12 protein-coding genes, 1 tRNA gene and 1 riboswitch are annotated in these 16,956 nt (G+C 33.8%); all 13 genes read left to right on the top strand.

Features of this window, described 5'->3' with window-relative positions:
- Positions 1-210: 210 nt before the first annotated feature.
- The 13 genes from HMPREF1984_RS09660 to HMPREF1984_RS09600 all read left to right on the top strand — a co-directional run bounded on the left by HMPREF1984_RS09660 (position 211) and on the right by HMPREF1984_RS09600 (position 16,926).
- On the top strand, positions 211-2,148 hold the full coding sequence (locus HMPREF1984_RS09660; protein WP_021767806.1) for a fructose-bisphosphatase class III: 1,938 nt from the start codon (positions 211-213) through the stop codon (positions 2,146-2,148).
- A 44-nt stretch (positions 2,149-2,192) separates the two neighbouring features.
- Positions 2,193-2,290, top strand: a riboswitch (purine riboswitch).
- 293 nt (positions 2,291-2,583) lie between these two features.
- Complete coding sequence (locus HMPREF1984_RS09655; RefSeq protein ID WP_021767805.1) at positions 2,584-6,372, top strand: phosphoribosylformylglycinamidine synthase; 3,789 nt, start codon at positions 2,584-2,586, stop codon at positions 6,370-6,372.
- 67 nt (positions 6,373-6,439) lie between these two features.
- Entirely contained in the window at positions 6,440-6,919 is a 480-nt protein-coding gene (purE, locus tag HMPREF1984_RS09650; RefSeq protein WP_036100510.1) for a 5-(carboxyamino)imidazole ribonucleotide mutase, read from the top strand.
- Between the two features lie 34 nt (positions 6,920-6,953).
- The gene (gene purC / locus HMPREF1984_RS09645; RefSeq protein ID WP_021767803.1) at positions 6,954-7,661 is read left to right on the top strand and encodes a phosphoribosylaminoimidazolesuccinocarboxamide synthase; all 708 of its coding nucleotides are present in this window, start codon (positions 6,954-6,956) and stop codon (positions 7,659-7,661) included.
- A gap of 28 nt (positions 7,662-7,689) precedes the next feature.
- On the top strand, positions 7,690-9,153 hold the full coding sequence (gene purF / locus HMPREF1984_RS09640; RefSeq protein WP_021767802.1) for an amidophosphoribosyltransferase: 1,464 nt from the start codon (positions 7,690-7,692) through the stop codon (positions 9,151-9,153).
- 104 nt (positions 9,154-9,257) lie between these two features.
- Positions 9,258-10,604, top strand: coding sequence for an amidophosphoribosyltransferase (gene purF / locus HMPREF1984_RS09635; protein WP_036100552.1), 1,347 nt, complete (start codon positions 9,258-9,260; stop codon positions 10,602-10,604).
- Between the two features lie 39 nt (positions 10,605-10,643).
- Positions 10,644-11,642, top strand: coding sequence for a phosphoribosylformylglycinamidine cyclo-ligase (gene purM / locus HMPREF1984_RS09630; protein WP_021767800.1), 999 nt, complete (start codon positions 10,644-10,646; stop codon positions 11,640-11,642).
- The gene (gene purN / locus HMPREF1984_RS09625) at positions 11,630-12,217 is read left to right on the top strand and encodes a phosphoribosylglycinamide formyltransferase (protein WP_021767799.1); all 588 of its coding nucleotides are present in this window, start codon (positions 11,630-11,632) and stop codon (positions 12,215-12,217) included. Before purM ends, purN begins: the two co-directional genes overlap by 13 nt.
- A 36-nt stretch (positions 12,218-12,253) precedes the next feature.
- The gene (gene purH / locus HMPREF1984_RS09620; RefSeq protein ID WP_036100508.1) at positions 12,254-13,774 is read left to right on the top strand and encodes a bifunctional phosphoribosylaminoimidazolecarboxamide formyltransferase/IMP cyclohydrolase; all 1,521 of its coding nucleotides are present in this window, start codon (positions 12,254-12,256) and stop codon (positions 13,772-13,774) included.
- 140 nt (positions 13,775-13,914) lie between these two features.
- Positions 13,915-13,991, top strand: a tRNA-Lys gene (locus HMPREF1984_RS09615).
- 185 nt (positions 13,992-14,176) lie between these two features.
- A complete protein-coding gene (locus HMPREF1984_RS09610; protein ID WP_021767797.1) occupies positions 14,177-14,725 on the top strand; it encodes a hypothetical protein in 549 nt (182 codons plus the stop codon).
- Positions 14,726-15,051: 326 nt separating this feature from the next.
- The gene (purD, locus tag HMPREF1984_RS09605; protein ID WP_036100506.1) at positions 15,052-16,314 is read left to right on the top strand and encodes a phosphoribosylamine--glycine ligase; all 1,263 of its coding nucleotides are present in this window, start codon (positions 15,052-15,054) and stop codon (positions 16,312-16,314) included.
- A gap of 108 nt (positions 16,315-16,422) precedes the next feature.
- Positions 16,423-16,926, top strand: a complete 504-nt coding sequence (locus tag HMPREF1984_RS09600; RefSeq protein WP_021767795.1) for a hypothetical protein — start codon at positions 16,423-16,425, stop codon at positions 16,924-16,926.
- Positions 16,927-16,956: the final 30 nt, after the last annotated feature.

The raw sequence follows: 16,956 nt of genomic DNA, 5'->3' as shown, positions 1-16,956 counted from the left end.
GATTAAAATGGGGCTGTTTTAAAATTAAAAGTTATGAAATGACAAAAATAAAATGGGGAAAGCTATTGAAAGCAAGCTATTTTAGTGTGTCATGAAATATGAACTTTAGTTTTAAAGCAGTCCTGTTTTGTTTTACAGGTCAGTAAAAATGTTATCTGGATAATTTAAAATTTTTTGGATATAGAAAATAAATCATAAGTGAGGTAGAATATGTCAGAGTTAAAATATTTGGAATTACTGTCTAAAAATTTTAGAAACATTGCAGAAACTTCTACGGAGATTATTAATCTGGAGGCGATACTGAATCTTCCAAAGGGAACGGAGCATTTTCTTTCAGATGTGCATGGTGAGTATGAGGCTTTTACACATGTGCTTAGAAACGGTTCAGGAAGCATAAGACAGAAAATAGAAGATATATTTGGAGAAACATTGGAAGAAGGTGAAAAGAAGGAGCTGGCTACACTGATTTACTATCCTGAAGCAAAATATGACCTTGAGGAAAAGAAAAATAAGAATATGGATGAATGGTCAAGAAAAAATATATACAGACTTGTAAAGGTGTGTAAGAAGGTATCGGTAAAATATACAAGATCAAAGGTGAGAAAAGCGATGCCAAAAGATTTTGAGTATATTATTCAGGAACTTTTATACGAAAGAAATGAAGATGAAAGCAAGAAAGACTATGTTGATGCAATTATTGACACCATAATTTCAATAAAATATACAAAAGCTTTTATGAAGGCAATGGGGGAACTGATACGTCGCCTTGCCATTGACAGGCTGCATGTTGTGGGGGACATTTATGACAGGGGACCTGCACCTCATCTTATTATGGACTGCCTGCAGGAGTACCATAATGTAGACATCCAGTGGGGAAACCACGATTTATTATGGATAGGAGCAGGAATTGGAAATAAGGCATGTATAGCAAATGTTATAAGAATATGTTCGAGATACAACAACCACGATATTCTGGAAGAAGCATACGGGATAAATCTTTTACCCCTTGCAACTTTTGCAATGAAGCATTATGGAAAGGATCCGTGTAAAAGTTTCAGACCAAGGGAAGGAGTAGATAACGATCTTATAGCCCAGATGCATAAAGCAATTTCCATAATACAGTTTAAGGTGGAAGGAATATTTGCGGAACGGAATCCCCAATTTGAAATGGAAGACAAGGAACTTCTGAAAAATATAAACTACCACAAGGGGACAGTGACAATAGGAGGAAAGGAATATCAGCTGAATGACACTCATTTTCCTACTGTAAATCCTGATAATCCTTTGGAACTTACAAAGGAGGAAGTTACCCTCCTGAATAAATTGAAACATTCATTTATGAATAGTGAAAAGCTACAGAGACATTTGAAATTTTTACTGAATAAAGGTTCCATGTATTTAAAATGCAACTCAAACCTGCTATATCATGGATGTATTCCTCTTAACAGCGAAGGGGAACTTGTTGAAGTAAACATAGATGGAATAAATTATAAAGGAAAGTCTTATTTTGACAAGATAGAGGCAATAATAAGGGAAAGTTTCTTTAACTGGGAAAATAATGAAAAGGATAAAAGAAACAGGGATTTCCTATGGTATCTCTGGTGCGGAAAAAATTCCCCGCTATTTGGGAAGGATGTAATGAGGACTTTTGAAAGATACTTTATAGATGATAAAAAAATTCATAAGGAAAATAAGAATCCTTACTATCAGTTTATTAATAAAAAAGAAAAATGTGAAATGATTTTAAGGGAATTTGGACTGAATCCGGAAACTTCCCACATAATAAATGGTCATGTTCCTGTAAAAGTAAAGGAAGGGGAATCACCGGTAAAGGCTGACGGAAAACTTTTCATGATTGACGGAGGATTTTCCAAGGCATATCGTAAAACTACCGGAATAGCCGGATATACGCTGGTTTATAATTCCTACGGAATAAAAATTATTTCCCTTGCACCTTTTGAATCTCAGGAAAAAGCCATAAAGGAAGGGGCAGATATTCTTTCATCAACAGTAGTTTTTGATGAAATCCGTGAAATAACCAAGGTAAAAGACACTGACATAGGAAAGGAACTTCAGAGACAGATAGATGACCTGAAGAAGCTGTTAATATCATATAGGACAGGATTGATAAAGCAGAAGGAAATTTAATCAGATTAATTCTTGAAAAATAAATGAATATCTGATATACTTTATATACAAAATAAAATGTAACTTATATATTTTTCGAATAAGGCGAATTGTTTCTACAGGCAACCATAAATTGCTAACTATAAGTGAGATAAATAGAATTATAATCTGATTATTTTGCTTTTGTAGTGCAATGAAATCAGATTTTTTTGTTATATAAGGAAAAGTTATAAAATAATTTTTTTGGGAGGAATAATGAAAAGCTTGCTATCTATCAGTTTAAAAATAACAATGTTTAGACATGATTTTTTGTCCTGTCAGTTTTTTATGACCCAAAAAAAGTATTTTTCAGATATAAATCTGAATATACCCGAAATCTAAGTATGCCCATACTTAGATTTTTTATTACATTAGTTTTATCATTAAATCAATTGAAATATACATTAGGAGGAGAAAATGAATTATAGAATCTTTGTGGAAAAAAAAGAAGATTTCAGAGTGGAAGCACAGAATCTGATGAATGATCTGAGGGAAAATGTAGGGATTGAATCACTCGATTTCCTAAGAATATTAAACATCTATGATGTTTTTAATTTAAGCAAGGAAGAGCTGGAAAAAATGGAAAAAATTGTTTTTTCCGAAGTAAATGTGGATAAAGTTTATAATTCATTGGAAGAAGTATTTTCTGCAGTAGAAAATAAGGAAAACAAACATTTCGCAGTTGAGTTTATACCTGGTCAGTATGACCAGAGGGCTGATTCGGCAGTTCAATGTATAGATCTTCTGGCAGATAATGAAAATTTTAATGTAAAAAGCGGAAAACTGATAGTCCTATACGGAAATATAACTCCTGAAGAACTGGCTAAAATAAAAAAATACTATATAAATGAAGTTGAAATGAGGGAGAAAAATTTAAATATACTTGAAGAAAATCCGGAACAGGAAAATACGGAAAAAGTTCCGGTTTATGAAAACTTTATAAATAAAACTTCTGAAGAAATAGCAGATATGAGAAATAATCTTGAACTTGCAATGACTGCAAATGACCTGCTCTTTATTCAGGAATATTTTAAAAACGAGGAAAAAAGAAATCCAACTGAAACTGAAATAAGAGTTCTTGATACATACTGGTCTGACCACTGCAGACATACTACCTTTGAAACAATAATAGATGATGTAAAAATAGAAAATGAAGAGTATAGGGATATAATAGAAAAAACTCTTGGAGAATATGTAAAAAGTAGGGAATATGTGCATGGGGAAAAGCTTGGGAAAAAGCCTATGACATTAATGGATTTGGCAACAGTATTTGGAAAGGAACAGAGAAAGAAGGGAGAACTTCCTGATCTGGAAGTTTCAGATGAAATAAATGCATGTTCAATTTACATTGATGTACCTGTAAAAGGAAAAACAGAGAAGTGGATTTTACAGTTTAAGAATGAAACTCATAACCACCCTACAGAAATAGAGCCATTTGGAGGAGCATCAACATGTATTGGTGGTGCCATAAGGGATCCGTTATCAGGAAGAACATTTGTGTATCAGGCAGTCAGAATAAGCGGTTCTGGAGATCCGACTGAAAAACTGAATGACACTCTTAAAGGGAAACTACCTCAGAGGGTAATCACTCAGAAGGCTGCACATGGATATTCCTCATATGGAAATCAGATAGGATTGGCAACAACTTATGTAAATGAAATATACGATGAAGGATACAAGGCTAAAAGGCTGGAACTGGGACTTGTAGTTGGAGCTGCACCTGCTGAAAATATTATAAGGGAAAAACCTGAAAAAGGAGATGTAGTTATTCTTCTGGGAGGAAGAACAGGAAGAGACGGTATCGGTGGAGCAACAGGATCCTCAAAGGAACATACTACAGAATCATCTGAAAAATGCAGTGCTGAAGTTCAGAAGGGAAATGCAGTAACTGAAAGAAAAATTCAGAGACTGTTTAGAAATAAGGAAGTTACACAGCTTATAAAGAAATGTAATGATTTCGGGGCAGGAGGAGTTTCCGTAGCGATAGGGGAACTTGCTGACGGGCTTGAAATAGATCTAGACAAGGTAAGAGTAAAATATGTTGGTCTTACAGGTACTGAACTTGCCATTTCAGAGTCACAGGAGAGAATGGCGGTAGTTGTGGCAGAGGAAAATGTAGGGAAATTTATAAAACTTGCTGAAGAAGAAAATCTGGAAGCATATAAAGTGGCTGAAGTAAATGATACAGGAAGACTTGTAATGAAATATAGAAATGAAGTCATAGCAGATATTTCAAGGGAATTTCTTAATACAAACGGTGCAAAATCAAATATAAACATAGAAATAGAAAAAACAGGAAAACTGAATCTGGAAAGAAAAATTGACGGAGCAGATTTCAAGGAAAGATTTATCAATAATCTTAAAGACTTAAATGTATGTTCACAAAGAGGACTTATGGAAACATTTGATTCATCAATCGGTTCAACAACTGTTCTGATGCCTTATGGAGGAAAATATCAGCTTACACCTGCAGATGTTTCTGTACAGAAGGTTTCTGTTGAAAATGCTGAAACAGATGTGGCTTCAATGGTAGGTTACGGATATAATCCTTTCGTGGCAAAACAGTCTACATTCCATGGAGGAGCATATGCTGTAATAGAATCCATAGCTAAAGTAGTTGCGGCCGGTGGAAATTATAAAAATATAAGATTTACTTTCCAGGAATATTTCGAAAGATTAGGTAAGGATTCAAAAAAATGGGGAAGACCTTTATCAGCATTATTGGGAGCATTCCATATCCAGAAGGAATTTGGACTGCCTTCAATAGGAGGTAAGGATTCCATGAGCGGAACCTTCAATGATATATCTGTACCGCCTACTCTGGTTTCATTTGCAGTAAGTATGACAACTGCTGAAAATGTAATTTCACCTGAATTTAAGAAGGCAGGAAATAATATCTATCTTGTAAGGACAGCTTATGATGAAAACGATTTGCCTGACCTGAAGGAATTAAAGAAAAACTTTGATTTTATAACTGAAAATATTAAAAATAAAAAGATTGTATCGGCAGCAGCAATAAAAAATGGTGGTTTATCTGAAGCGGTAGCAAAAATGGCTTTTGGAAATAAACTGGGTGCAAATATAAAATCTGATGGAATAATAGGGGAAAATGAATGGTTTAAGGCGGAATATGGAACTTTCATAGTTGAAACAGCTGAAAAATTTGATTATGAAAACGCAGTTCTTCTTGGAAATGTAATTACGGAAGAGAAAATAGTAATTGATAATAAATTTGAAATTAATCTTGATGAACTTATAGAAGAATGGGAAAAACCTCTGGAAAAAATATTCCCAACAAGAAAAGAAATAGAAAATTGTCATCTACTGCCTCATTGCAATGGAACTAAATATAAAAAATCAGAATTAATTGAAAGGGAAAATGTAATAAGCAGTTTTTCAAACAGTATAGCAAAACCGAGAGTATTTATACCTGTATTCCCTGGAACAAACTGTGAATATGACCTGGAAAGAGCTTTTAACAGGGAAGGTGGAATTGCTAAAATAGGAGTATTTAACAACCTGACACACGAAAATATATTAAATTCAATAGATGGATTTGTTAAGGAAATAGAAAATTCACAGATACTTATGCTTCCAGGAGGATTCAGTGCAGGAGACGAACCTGACGGATCTGCAAAATTTATGGTTGCTGTTCTGAAAAATGGAAGAGTAAAAGAAGCTATTGATAAACTTCTTAAGAGGGATGGACTGATACTGGGTATATGTAATGGATTCCAGGCTCTTATAAAATCAGGACTTCTACCATATGGTGAAGTAAGGGAGCTAAATGAAGATTCACCTACATTGACATTTAATAATATAAATAAACATATGTCGAAAATAGTAATGACTAAAATTATTTCAAATAATTCACCGTGGCTTATGGGAATGAATGAAGGAGATATACACGCCATTCCAATGTCACATGGGGAAGGAAGAATTGTCATTACAGAGGAAGAATATAAAAAATTATATAAAAATAACCAGATAGCTACAAAATATGTAGACTTTGAAGGTAATTCAAGTATGGATTCGCAGTTTAATCCTAACGGTTCCTACTACGCAATAGAAGGAATGCTTGCACATAAAGGAAGAATCTTTGGAAAAATGGCACATTCAGAAAGAACAGGAAAGAACCTGTATAAAAATATATATGGAAACAAAGATCAGAATATATTCAAAAATGGAGTAAAATTTTTCCTTTAAAATTTAAAATATCCGAAAATATAAAGTGAAAAAGCAATAAAAAGAGAAAACAGGAGGAATGAAAAGAATGAAAGTAGCAATATTTTTTGGAAGTAAATCAGATACGGAAAAAATGAAAGGAGCTGCAAACTGTCTTAAGGAATTTGGAATAGAATACGAAGCATATGTACTTTCTGCCCATAGAGTTCCTGAAAAATTGGAGGAAGTGCTTGCAGATGTGGAAAAAAGAGGAGCTGAAGTGATAATAGCGGGAGCAGGACTGGCTGCCCATCTTCCAGGGGTTATAGCTTCAAAAACGGTGCTGCCTGTGGTGGGAGTACCTTTAAACGGAGCAATAGGAGGACTTGATGCACTTTATTCAATTGTGCAGATGCCAAAATCAATTCCAGTTGCAACAGTAGGAATAGACAATTCATATAATGCGGCTATGCTGTCTGTACAGGTTCTGGCTCTGAAATATCCTGAAATCAAGGAAAAACTTGTAAAATTCAGAAAAGAAATGAAGGAAAAATTTATTAAGGAAAACGAAGAAAAAGTGGAATTTTAGATAAAAATTATAAAAAAATCAGGAGGAATTAAAAATGCAAAAAAAAGATTTCATTTACGAAGGAAAAGCAAAACAGGTATATTCAACAGATGATGAGAATTTGGTAATAATCCACTATAAAGATGATGCAACAGCAGGAAATGGAGTAAAAAAAGGAACTATTAAAGATAAAGGAATCATAAATAATAAAATTACTGCCAAATTATTTTCAGTACTTGAAAAAAATGGAATAAGAACTCATTTTAAGGAAATGCTGAATGAAAGGGATCAGCTTTGTGAAAAACTTGAAATAGTACCTTTGGAAGTAATTGTTAGAAACGTAATAACTGGTTCTATGGCAAAAAGAGTAGGAATTGCTGACGGAACAATACCTAAAACTACAATATTTGAAATATGCTATAAAAATGATGAATATGGAGATCCATTGATAAATGACTATCATGCGGTGGCTATGGGACTTGCTACTTTTGATGAACTGAAATATATATATGAAACAACTTCTAAAATAAATGACCTTCTGAAAAAAGTATTTGATGAAGAAGGAATTACATTGGTGGACTTCAAGATAGAATTTGGTAAAAACAGTAAAGGGGAAATACTTCTTGCAGATGAAATTACACCTGACACATGCAGACTATGGGACAAAGCAACAGGTAAAAAACTTGACAAAGACAGATTCAGACAGGATTTAGGTGGAATAGAAGAAGCATATATTGAAATATTAAACAGATTGGAAGCTTAGTAATGAGGAATGAGAAGGAGAGAATTTCATGTTTTTAGAAAAGTCAGATAAAATGGAGGAAGAATGTGGAGTAATCGCCTTCCATTCAAATAAAATACGTGAAAATTTGACATCACTGGCATATATTGGAATGCAGGCTTTACAGCATAGAGGTCAGGAATGTGCAGGAATGACGATTTGTGACAGTGTTACAGAAAATAAGGTGAGACATAAGACATTGAAGGATATGGGATTAGTTTCTGAAGTGTTTTCAATGGAGGAACTGTTAAAATATAAAGGAAATATCCTGATAGGTCATGTAAGATATGCAACAACCGGAATAGTTACTGTTGATAATGCACAGCCATTCAGCGGAGATTCCGGAATGGGTAATATTTCCCTTGCACATAACGGAAATCTCATAAAAATTGAAAAATTAAAAGAGAAACTGATGAAGGATGGTATTACCTTTCACGCAACTTCTGATACGGAAGTAATTTTAAAGCTGTTAGGTAGAAATGCAAAATACGGAATGAGGGAAGCCCTGTTAAAAACTCTTGATGTCATTGAAGGAGCTTTTGCATTAGTAATAATTATAAATGACAAACTGATTGGAATCAGGGATCCGAGAGGAATAAGACCATTATGTATGGGACAGAGAGAAGACGGAACTTATGTACTTGCTTCTGAAACGGTGGCACTGGACACTGTAAATGCAAAATATATAAGGGATATAGATGCTGGAGAAATGATTATTATTGATGAAAATGGAATTGAATCAATAAAATATTTAGAACTTCTGGAAAATAATAGAAAAAATGAGGGAAAAGCTTCATGTGCCTTTGAATATGTATATTTTGCAAGACCGGACAGTATAATAGACGGGATTGATGTATACCAGGTAAGGCATGATGCAGGAAGATATCTGTATGAACAGCATCCTGTAGAAGCTGATATTGTAATAGGAGTTCCAGATTCAGGTATCCCTGCGGCAATAGGCTATGCTGAAGCAAGCGGAATTCCTTTTGCAAAGGCACTGGTAAAAAATAAATATATTGGAAGAAGCTTTATTTATCCGACACAGGAACTTAGAGAACAGGCAGTAAAGGTAAAACTGAATCCCATAAGAAAAATTATAGAAGGAAAAAGAGTAGTTGTAGTGGATGACTCACTGGTGAGGGGAACTACATCAAAAAAACTTATAAAAATGATACGTGATGCGGGAGCAAAGGAAGTACATTTCAGGTCTGCCTCGCCGAAAGTGCTGAGCGAATGCTATTTCGGTGTAGATATTGCCAATAAAAAGGAACTGGTGGCAAGTTACATGACTACTGAAGAAATTTGCCATGAGATTGGAGCTAATACATTGGAATATCTGTCACTAGAAAATTTATTGAAAATTTTAAGGGAAAAAAGTGTCAGCCCTGATATGGATGAAAGCAGCTGCCATACTTGTAAAAATGATTTCTGTGTGGGATGTTTTTCAGGAAAGTATCCGATAGTGGATTATTAAGAAAAATTATTTTAACTGATTCTAATATGAAATGAATAATTTAAAAAATATTTTTACAGAGCGGAATATTTTTGAAAGATTATGAAAATGGAGGAAAAAAGGAAATGGGAATTTTGGCAATACATTCAAAGGAAGTAAGAAAAGATTTAGGTGGACTTGCCTACTACGGTATGTTTGCATTACAGCATAGAGGTCAGCAAAGTGCAGGATTTACAATATGTGACACTATTACTGAAAATAAGGTGAGACATAGAACTATAAAAAAGCCCGGACTTGTAGCTGATGTATTTTCTCTGGAAGATTTAAACAGCTATATAGGAAATATTCTGATAGGCCATGTAAGATATGGAAGAGAAGGTTATTCATCAATGAGAAACTGTCAGCCTCTGGAAGGGGAAACTTCATTGGGAAAAGTTTCCGTTGTACATAATGGTGATTTGAGTAATTATAAGGAACTGAAACAGGAACTGCTTGGAGAAGGGGATCTTTTCCAGACATCAATTGATACGGAAGTTATTTTAAAACTGATTGGTAAGAATGCAGTGCATGGAGTAAAGGAATGTGCCTTAAATACAGTGAATAAACTTAAAGGCGGATTTGCCCTTGCAATGATTCTGAATGATAAACTTGTGGGAGTAAGGGATCCTAGGGGGTTGAGACCTCTTTCCCTTGGAAAAATAGGTAAAGAAACTCTTGTGCTGGCATCAGAAACCTGTGCACTTGATGCAATGGGAGCAGAATTCATAAGGGAAATAGAACCTGGAGAAATTGTAATAATCGATGAAAAAGGAATTGAGTCAATAAAATATAACGACAAGGAGAAAAAACAGGTAAGTGCATTTGAATATATTTATTTTGCAAGACCTGACAGTGTCATAGACGGAATAGATGTTTATGGGTTCAGACATGAAACAGGGAAATATCTGTACAGACAGAATCCTATAGAGGCGGATATTGTTATAGGAGTTCCTGATTCGGGAGTTCCTGCAGCCATAGGATACGCACAGGAAAGCGGAATTCCATATAGACCGGCTTTAGTAAAAAATAAGTATATTGGAAGAACATTTATCACTCCAATACAGGAACTCAGGGAACAGGCAGTAAAGGTAAAACTGAATCCGATAAAAAGCCTGCTGGAGGGAAAAAGGGTAGTAGTTGTAGATGATTCAATCGTACGTGGAACTACATCAAAAAAATTAGTAAAAATGCTGTATGAAGCAGGAGCAAAAGAAGTGCATTTCAGGGCGGCATCCCCTATAGTTATTAAGGAAGATTTTTTTGGGGTGGATGTAAATCCTGAGGCACATTTAATTGGAAATTACTTGACTCTGGATGAAATCAGGGATAAGATTGGAGCAACAACACTGGGATATCTGTCTTATGAAAATTTAAGAAAGATATTTGGAAGAGATGACTTTTACATGGACTGCTTTAAGAAAGATGAAAAATAATTTCAATAAAGTTTAAAAAAGTATGCAGGGAGGAAAAAAATGACGATTTCTTATAAAGATTCAGGAGTAGATAAGGAAGAAGGATACAGAACGGTAGAAAAAATAAAGGATAAGGTAAAAAGTACATACAGTGCAAATGTTATGAATGAAATTGGAAGCTTTGGAGCGCTTTATAAGCTTGGAGAATATAAAAAACCTGTTCTTGTATCGGGAACTGACGGAGTAGGAACAAAACTGAAAATTGCTTTTGAAACGGGAAAATACGACACAGTTGGAATAGACTGTGTGGCAATGTGCGTAAATGATATTTTGTGTCATGGTGCCAAACCTCTGTTTTTTCTTGATTATCTGGCATGCGGTAAGCTTGATTCAGATGTTTCCTCAGAAATTATAAAAGGGGTTGCAGATGGATGCCTTCAGGCGGGAGCTTCCCTGATAGGAGGAGAAACTGCTGAAATGCCTGGATTCTACACAGTAGGTGAATATGATATTGCAGGATTTGCAGTAGGTGCAGTAGAAGAGGAAGAAATAGTGAATGGTTCAAATATCGAAGAAGGAAATGCTATAATAGCCATATCTTCGAGCGGGCCTCACAGTAACGGTTTTTCCCTCATAAGAAAGCTTTTTGCTGACTTGAATGAAGTATACGAAAATAAAAAAATATGGGAACATCTGCTGACTCCGACAAAGATTTATGTAAGATCCATCCAGAAGCTTATGGAAAGTGTAAAAATAAATGGAATGGCCCATATAACAGGAGGTGGCCTGATAGAAAATGTTCCAAGAACAATACCTGACGGATTCTGTGCAAACATCGACAAGAAAAAAGTGGAAATACCTTCTATATTTAAACATGAATATTTTAAAAAGGTAACTGAAGATGAGTTATGGGGAACATTTAACATGGGTGTAGGATTTATAGTTATCGTTAAGAAGGAAGATACAGAAAAAACTATAGACATTTTGAAGGAAAATGGAGAAAATGCCTATGAAATAGGATATATAAGTAAAGGTGAGAATAAGCTATGTCTGAAATAAAAAAAAAAATAGCAGTTTTTGTTTCAGGTTCAGGGAGCAACCTGCAGGCAATAATAGATAGCATCGAATTTGGAAAACTGAACTGTGAAATTGCCTTTGTTATAGCTGACAGACCATGTTATGCACTCGAAAGGGCTGAAAAACATAATATAAGATCTGTTATGCTGGATAGAAAATTATTTGGTGAAAAACTTTCAGATGAAATTGATATGATTTTAAGTGATGCCGGAGAAATTTCATGTATTGTACTGGCAGGTTACCTGTCAATAATTTCTGAAAATTTTGTAAAGAAATGGAACAGAAAAATTATAAATATGCATCCTTCCCTTCTTCCAAAGTTTGGTGGTAAGGGAATGTACGGGCTTAAAGTCCATGAAGCAGTACTGAAGGCAGGAGAGAAGGAAAGTGGATGTACAGTTCACTATGTGGATACAGGAATAGATACAGGAGAGCCTATAATGAGCATGAAGGTACCTGTACTTGAGGGAGACACGCCTGAAATACTTCAGAAAAGAGTTCTTGAAAAGGAACATCTGCTTCTGGTAAAGGGACTTGAAAAAATATTGGAAAATTAGACATATTGAAGGCAGATATTGAAAGGAGCGGATAAAATGAAAAAAAGAGCTTTGATAAGTGTTTTTGATAAGACAGGAATACTTGAATTTGCAAAGTTTCTTAAGGAAAAAAATGTAGAAATAGTATCAACTGGAGGAACTTATAAATATCTGAAGGAAAATGGACTTGAAGTTATTGAAATTTCAGAAGTTACAAAATTTAAGGAAATGCTTGATGGAAGGGTTAAGACATTGCATCCAAATATACATGGTGGAATACTTGCCATAAGGGATAATAAGGAGCATATGGAAACAATTCAGAGGGAAGGGATAGAAACAATAGACTTTGTAGTAGTTAACCTTTATCCTTTCTTCAGGGAAGTGCAGACAGATAAAACTTTTGATGAAAAGATAGAGTTTATAGATATAGGCGGGCCTACAATGCTGAGATCTGCCGCTAAGTCATTTAAGGATGTAACAGTAATATGTGATCCTGAAGACTATGGAAAGGTAACTGAGGAAATTCAGGAAAAAGGTGAAGTGTCATTTGAAACTAAAAAAAGACTGGCTGGAAAAGTTTTCAACCTGACTTCTGCTTATGATGCGGCAATTTCTAACTTCCTTCTGGAAGAGGAATATCCAAAATATCTGAATGTTTCATATGAGAAAAAATTTGACCTCAGATATGGGGAAAATCCACATCAGACTTCAGCTTACTATGTTTCAACAACTGAAGAAGGAAGCATGAAGGATTTTGTCCAGCTGAATGGAAAGGAACTGTCATTTAATAATATAAGGGATATGGATATTGCATGGAAGGTTGCAAATGAATTTGATGAAATTGCATGCTGTGCAGTAAAACACTCGACTCCATGCGGAGTAGCAATTGCTGATGATGTATTTACAGCTTATAAAAAGGCGCATGACTGTGATCCTGTTTCCATCTTTGGTGGAATTGTTGCAATTAACAGGGAAATAGATGCCGCAACAGCTGAGGAACTGAATAAAATATTCCTTGAAATAGTAATTGCCCCTTCTTATTCGCCGGAAGCTCTTGAAGTATTGAAAAATAAGAAGAATTTAAGAGTAATACAGTGTGAAGTGCCAAAACCTCAGGATAAATTTGAGTATATTAAGGTTGATGGCGGAATACTGGTACAGGAAACAAATAAGAAAATGATAGATGAAATGAAAATAGTAACGGAAAAACAGCCTACTGAGCAGGAAAAACAGGATATGATTTTAGGAATGAAAGTCGTTAAGCACGTAAAATCAAATGCGATAGTAGTTGTTAAGGACGGTGCCGCAACAGGAATCGGTACAGGACAGACAAATAGAATATGGGCTACTGCACACGCTCTGGAACATGCAAAAGGAGATTTGGAAACATTGGAAGGTGCAGTTCTCGCATCAGATGCCTTCTTCCCTTTCAGAGACTGCGTGGATGAAGCTGCAAAGTATGGAATAAAAGCCATTGTTCAGCCTGGAGGATCAATAAGGGATGAAGAGTCAGTACAGGCCTGCAATGAGCATGGAATAAGTATGGCATTAACTGGAATAAGACATTTTAAACATTAGGATTAGTTTGTTTAGGACATGTACTTAAAATAATATGTAAAAGTAAGATTAAATACTTGAAAAAAAAATACGAAGTACGTGTCCTAAATAACACTTGACAAATGATAAAAAATGTGGTAAACCTAATATAGAAAGTAAGAGGGACTGTAGCTCAATTGGTCAGAGCAACCGACTCTTAATCGGTAGGTTGTGAGTTCGATCCTCACCAGTCCCACCATTCAAATAATGTTTATTATGTAAGAGTGTCAGAGCTCTTATTTTTTTATCTGTATGGATTCTTTAAAAGAATTATATAAAAAAATGAAAAAAACAAAATTTTAGTTTTAAAAATATACAACAAAACTTGCTTTCAGTACATTTTGTGGTATAATTTTGGTATGAAATTAAGGAAGGATTGATATTATGAAAAAAATGCTAATATGTTTGTTATTCTTTATACCAGTTTTATGTTTTTCAGATACGGTAGTTTCACAGGAAAAACTTCTTGAAACATTGAATTTGGATTTTAAAAAGGCTCCAGTGTATAAAAAATATAAAGAAGTGTATGCAAGAAAAGCCATAGATGGTGAAATTATAAAAACATATACTAAAGACGGACTTGAAACACAAAATGTTGCAAAAGAAGGAGATTATGTAGTTAAGAACAATACTGAAGCAAAAGAAATGTATATTTTATCTGAAAAAAAATTTAATGAAAGATATAAATATAAAACGGATTTAGATAATGAATGGAAAGTATATAGTCCTTTGGGAAGAATAAAAGCTTTAAAAGTAAATGGTAAAATATTTAGAGTATTTAAAATTAAAGAAAAGGAATTTTATATTCTTACATCGTGGGGAGAAAAAATGATTGTTAAAAGAAATGATTTTTTAGTAACTCCATTAGATTATAATGAAGTGTACAGAATAGCCAATAAAGAATTTTTTGAAACTTATGAAAAAGAGAAATAAATAAAAGAAACTATTTCAGGAAGTATGAAATTATATAAAATGATAAATTAAGTATATCTATGGATTAGAATATATATTTAATTTGTAATTGAGTAATTATTTATACTATGAGATAGTTTTTTTATATTTTTGAAAAGAAATATTGGTTACTGGATTGTTGACAATATTTGATAATTGATGAGAATTGAAAAAATACGAAAGGAATAAAATTATGGAAGAATTTAAAGATTTTTACATTTAATATTAGTGGAAAATGTGATAAAATATATTTGAAAGATACAAGAAAATAGGCTAATCAAAAGTCTAAAATGCCGGAGGAGGAAAAAATGAAAATTCTAATAGTCGGAGCTGGAGGAAGGGAACATGCCATTGCATGGAAACTGTCTCAAAACAAAGATGTTGAAAAGATTTTTATTGCACCAGGAAATGCAGGAGCTGAGCTGCTTGAAATTGCAGAAAATGTTGAATTGAAGGGCATACAGGAATATATTGATTTTGCAAAGGAAAATGGAATTGATTTGACTATTGTTGGAAGTGAGGAACTGCTTGTCCAGGGAATAGTTGATGAATTTAAAAAGAATGGATTAAAGATATTCGGGCCTGATAAAAAGGCCGCGGTTCTTGAAGGAAGCAAGGCTTATTCTAAAGACTTTATGAAAAAGTATGGAATTAAAACAGCTGTTTATGAGATTTTTGATAATTTTGAAAAAGCTAAGGAATTTTTGAATAACTGGAAGGATTTTCCTGTAGTTATAAAGGCAAGCGGGCTGGCAGCAGGAAAAGGTGTTATTATTGCACAGAATCTGGATGAAGCAGTTAAGGCTGTGGAAGATATAATGGTTGATGAAAAATTTGGAAATGCCGGTTCCCAGGTTGTAATTGAAGAGTATCTGGACGGGGTGGAAGCTTCGATTTTATCATTTACAGACAGTAATGTGATTTTACCTCTGTTATCGGCAAAGGATCACAAAAAGATAGGTGAAAATGAAACAGGACTTAATACAGGAGGAATGGGAGCAATTTCACCAAATCCATATGTGACTGATGAAGTATTTGAGGAATTTAAAAAGAATATAATGGAGCCTACTCTGAAGGGAATTCATAGTGAAGGAATGGACTTTGCAGGAGTAATCTTCTTTGGGCTTATGATTACGAAAAAAGGTGTATATCTGCTTGAATATAATATGAGACTTGGAGATCCTGAAACACAGGCTGTACTTCCATTACTTGAGACAGACATGGTTGAAATGATAAAAAGTGCATTTGATAAAAAATTATCGGAAATTAAAGTAGAATGGAGAAAACAGTCTTCATGCTGTGTAGTTGCAGTGGCAGGAGGTTATCCTGAAAAATACAATAAAGGAGATAAAATATCAGGATTATCAAGTGTTGGAGAAAATGGAGAAATATTGTTTATATGTGGAGCCAAAAAAGAAAATGATGATTTTATCACTTCAGGAGGACGTGTCTTAAACGTTGTAGGATTTGGAAACACTCTGGAAGAAGCAAGGGAACATGCTTATACTTCCCTGAAGAAAATACATTTTGAAAATATGTATTTTAGAAATGATATTGGGAAGATAAAATAATTTTTCATGAGAAAATATTAATTATTATTTGTATATTGAAATTTTTGGAAATCGAGGTAAAATTATATGGAAGATATTCAATATACTATTTAGAAAGAAGGAATATTAATGAAAAAAATTATTTTGTTGCTATTTCTTGTATTGGGAATGACTATAATGGCTGAAAAATTTACTTCAGATACACAGAAAAAAAGCGAAATGTTTAGCGAAGTGGAAAAATATTCATGGTTCAGTGCAAATTCCCAGAAATATTTTGATGAAGAAATTGGGAAACATAATTTCAGTATTATAGAAGAAAATGGTGAGCACTATCTCATTCAGTGGAATCCTGAAGTAGCTATTGTATTTACCTGCCATTCAAGAAGGCTAAAAAGATTTAAAACACAGCCTTATCCGAAGGATAAAATAGCCGAGGGAGAAAAGGAAGGAAAACTGAAAAAATATTTAATATATCCAGATACTAGAAAAAATGTATATTATGTAAAGGATTATACAGACCTTAAAGGAGAAAAATACGATTATCTGTATTTTGGATTTGATGATAAATTGAAAAAAATCGTTATTTTAGATAAAAATTCGGAAATTGTTGAAGTACTTGAAGATGGTGAATAATTTTAATGTGTTTATATAGAAAAAGTAGAA

Source organism: Leptotrichia sp. oral taxon 215 str. W9775 (assembly GCF_000469505.1).
In the GTDB taxonomy this organism is placed as follows: Bacteria; Fusobacteriota; Fusobacteriia; order Fusobacteriales; family Leptotrichiaceae; genus Leptotrichia_A.
This window is presented reverse-complemented; position numbering and strand designations above follow the sequence as displayed.

Bases quoted from the DNA above. Each gene is read 5' to 3' on its own strand.
- HMPREF1984_RS09660 (WP_021767806.1), top strand. From the start codon at position 211: ATGTCAGAGTTAAAATATTTGGAATTACTGTCTAAAAATTTTAGAAAC.
- HMPREF1984_RS09655 (WP_021767805.1), top strand. From the start codon at position 2,584: ATGAATTATAGAATCTTTGTGGAAAAAAAAGAAGATTTCAGAGTGGAA.
- purE (WP_036100510.1), top strand. From the start codon at position 6,440: ATGAAAGTAGCAATATTTTTTGGAAGTAAATCAGATACGGAAAAAATG.
- purC (WP_021767803.1), top strand. From the start codon at position 6,954: ATGCAAAAAAAAGATTTCATTTACGAAGGAAAAGCAAAACAGGTATAT.
- purF (WP_021767802.1), top strand. From the start codon at position 7,690: ATGTTTTTAGAAAAGTCAGATAAAATGGAGGAAGAATGTGGAGTAATC.
- purF (WP_036100552.1), top strand. From the start codon at position 9,258: ATGGGAATTTTGGCAATACATTCAAAGGAAGTAAGAAAAGATTTAGGT.
- purM (WP_021767800.1), top strand. From the start codon at position 10,644: ATGACGATTTCTTATAAAGATTCAGGAGTAGATAAGGAAGAAGGATAC.
- purN (WP_021767799.1), top strand. From the start codon at position 11,630: ATGTCTGAAATAAAAAAAAAAATAGCAGTTTTTGTTTCAGGTTCAGGG.
- purH (WP_036100508.1), top strand. From the start codon at position 12,254: ATGAAAAAAAGAGCTTTGATAAGTGTTTTTGATAAGACAGGAATACTT.
- HMPREF1984_RS09610 (WP_021767797.1), top strand. From the start codon at position 14,177: ATGAAAAAAATGCTAATATGTTTGTTATTCTTTATACCAGTTTTATGT.
- purD (WP_036100506.1), top strand. From the start codon at position 15,052: ATGAAAATTCTAATAGTCGGAGCTGGAGGAAGGGAACATGCCATTGCA.
- HMPREF1984_RS09600 (WP_021767795.1), top strand. From the start codon at position 16,423: ATGAAAAAAATTATTTTGTTGCTATTTCTTGTATTGGGAATGACTATA.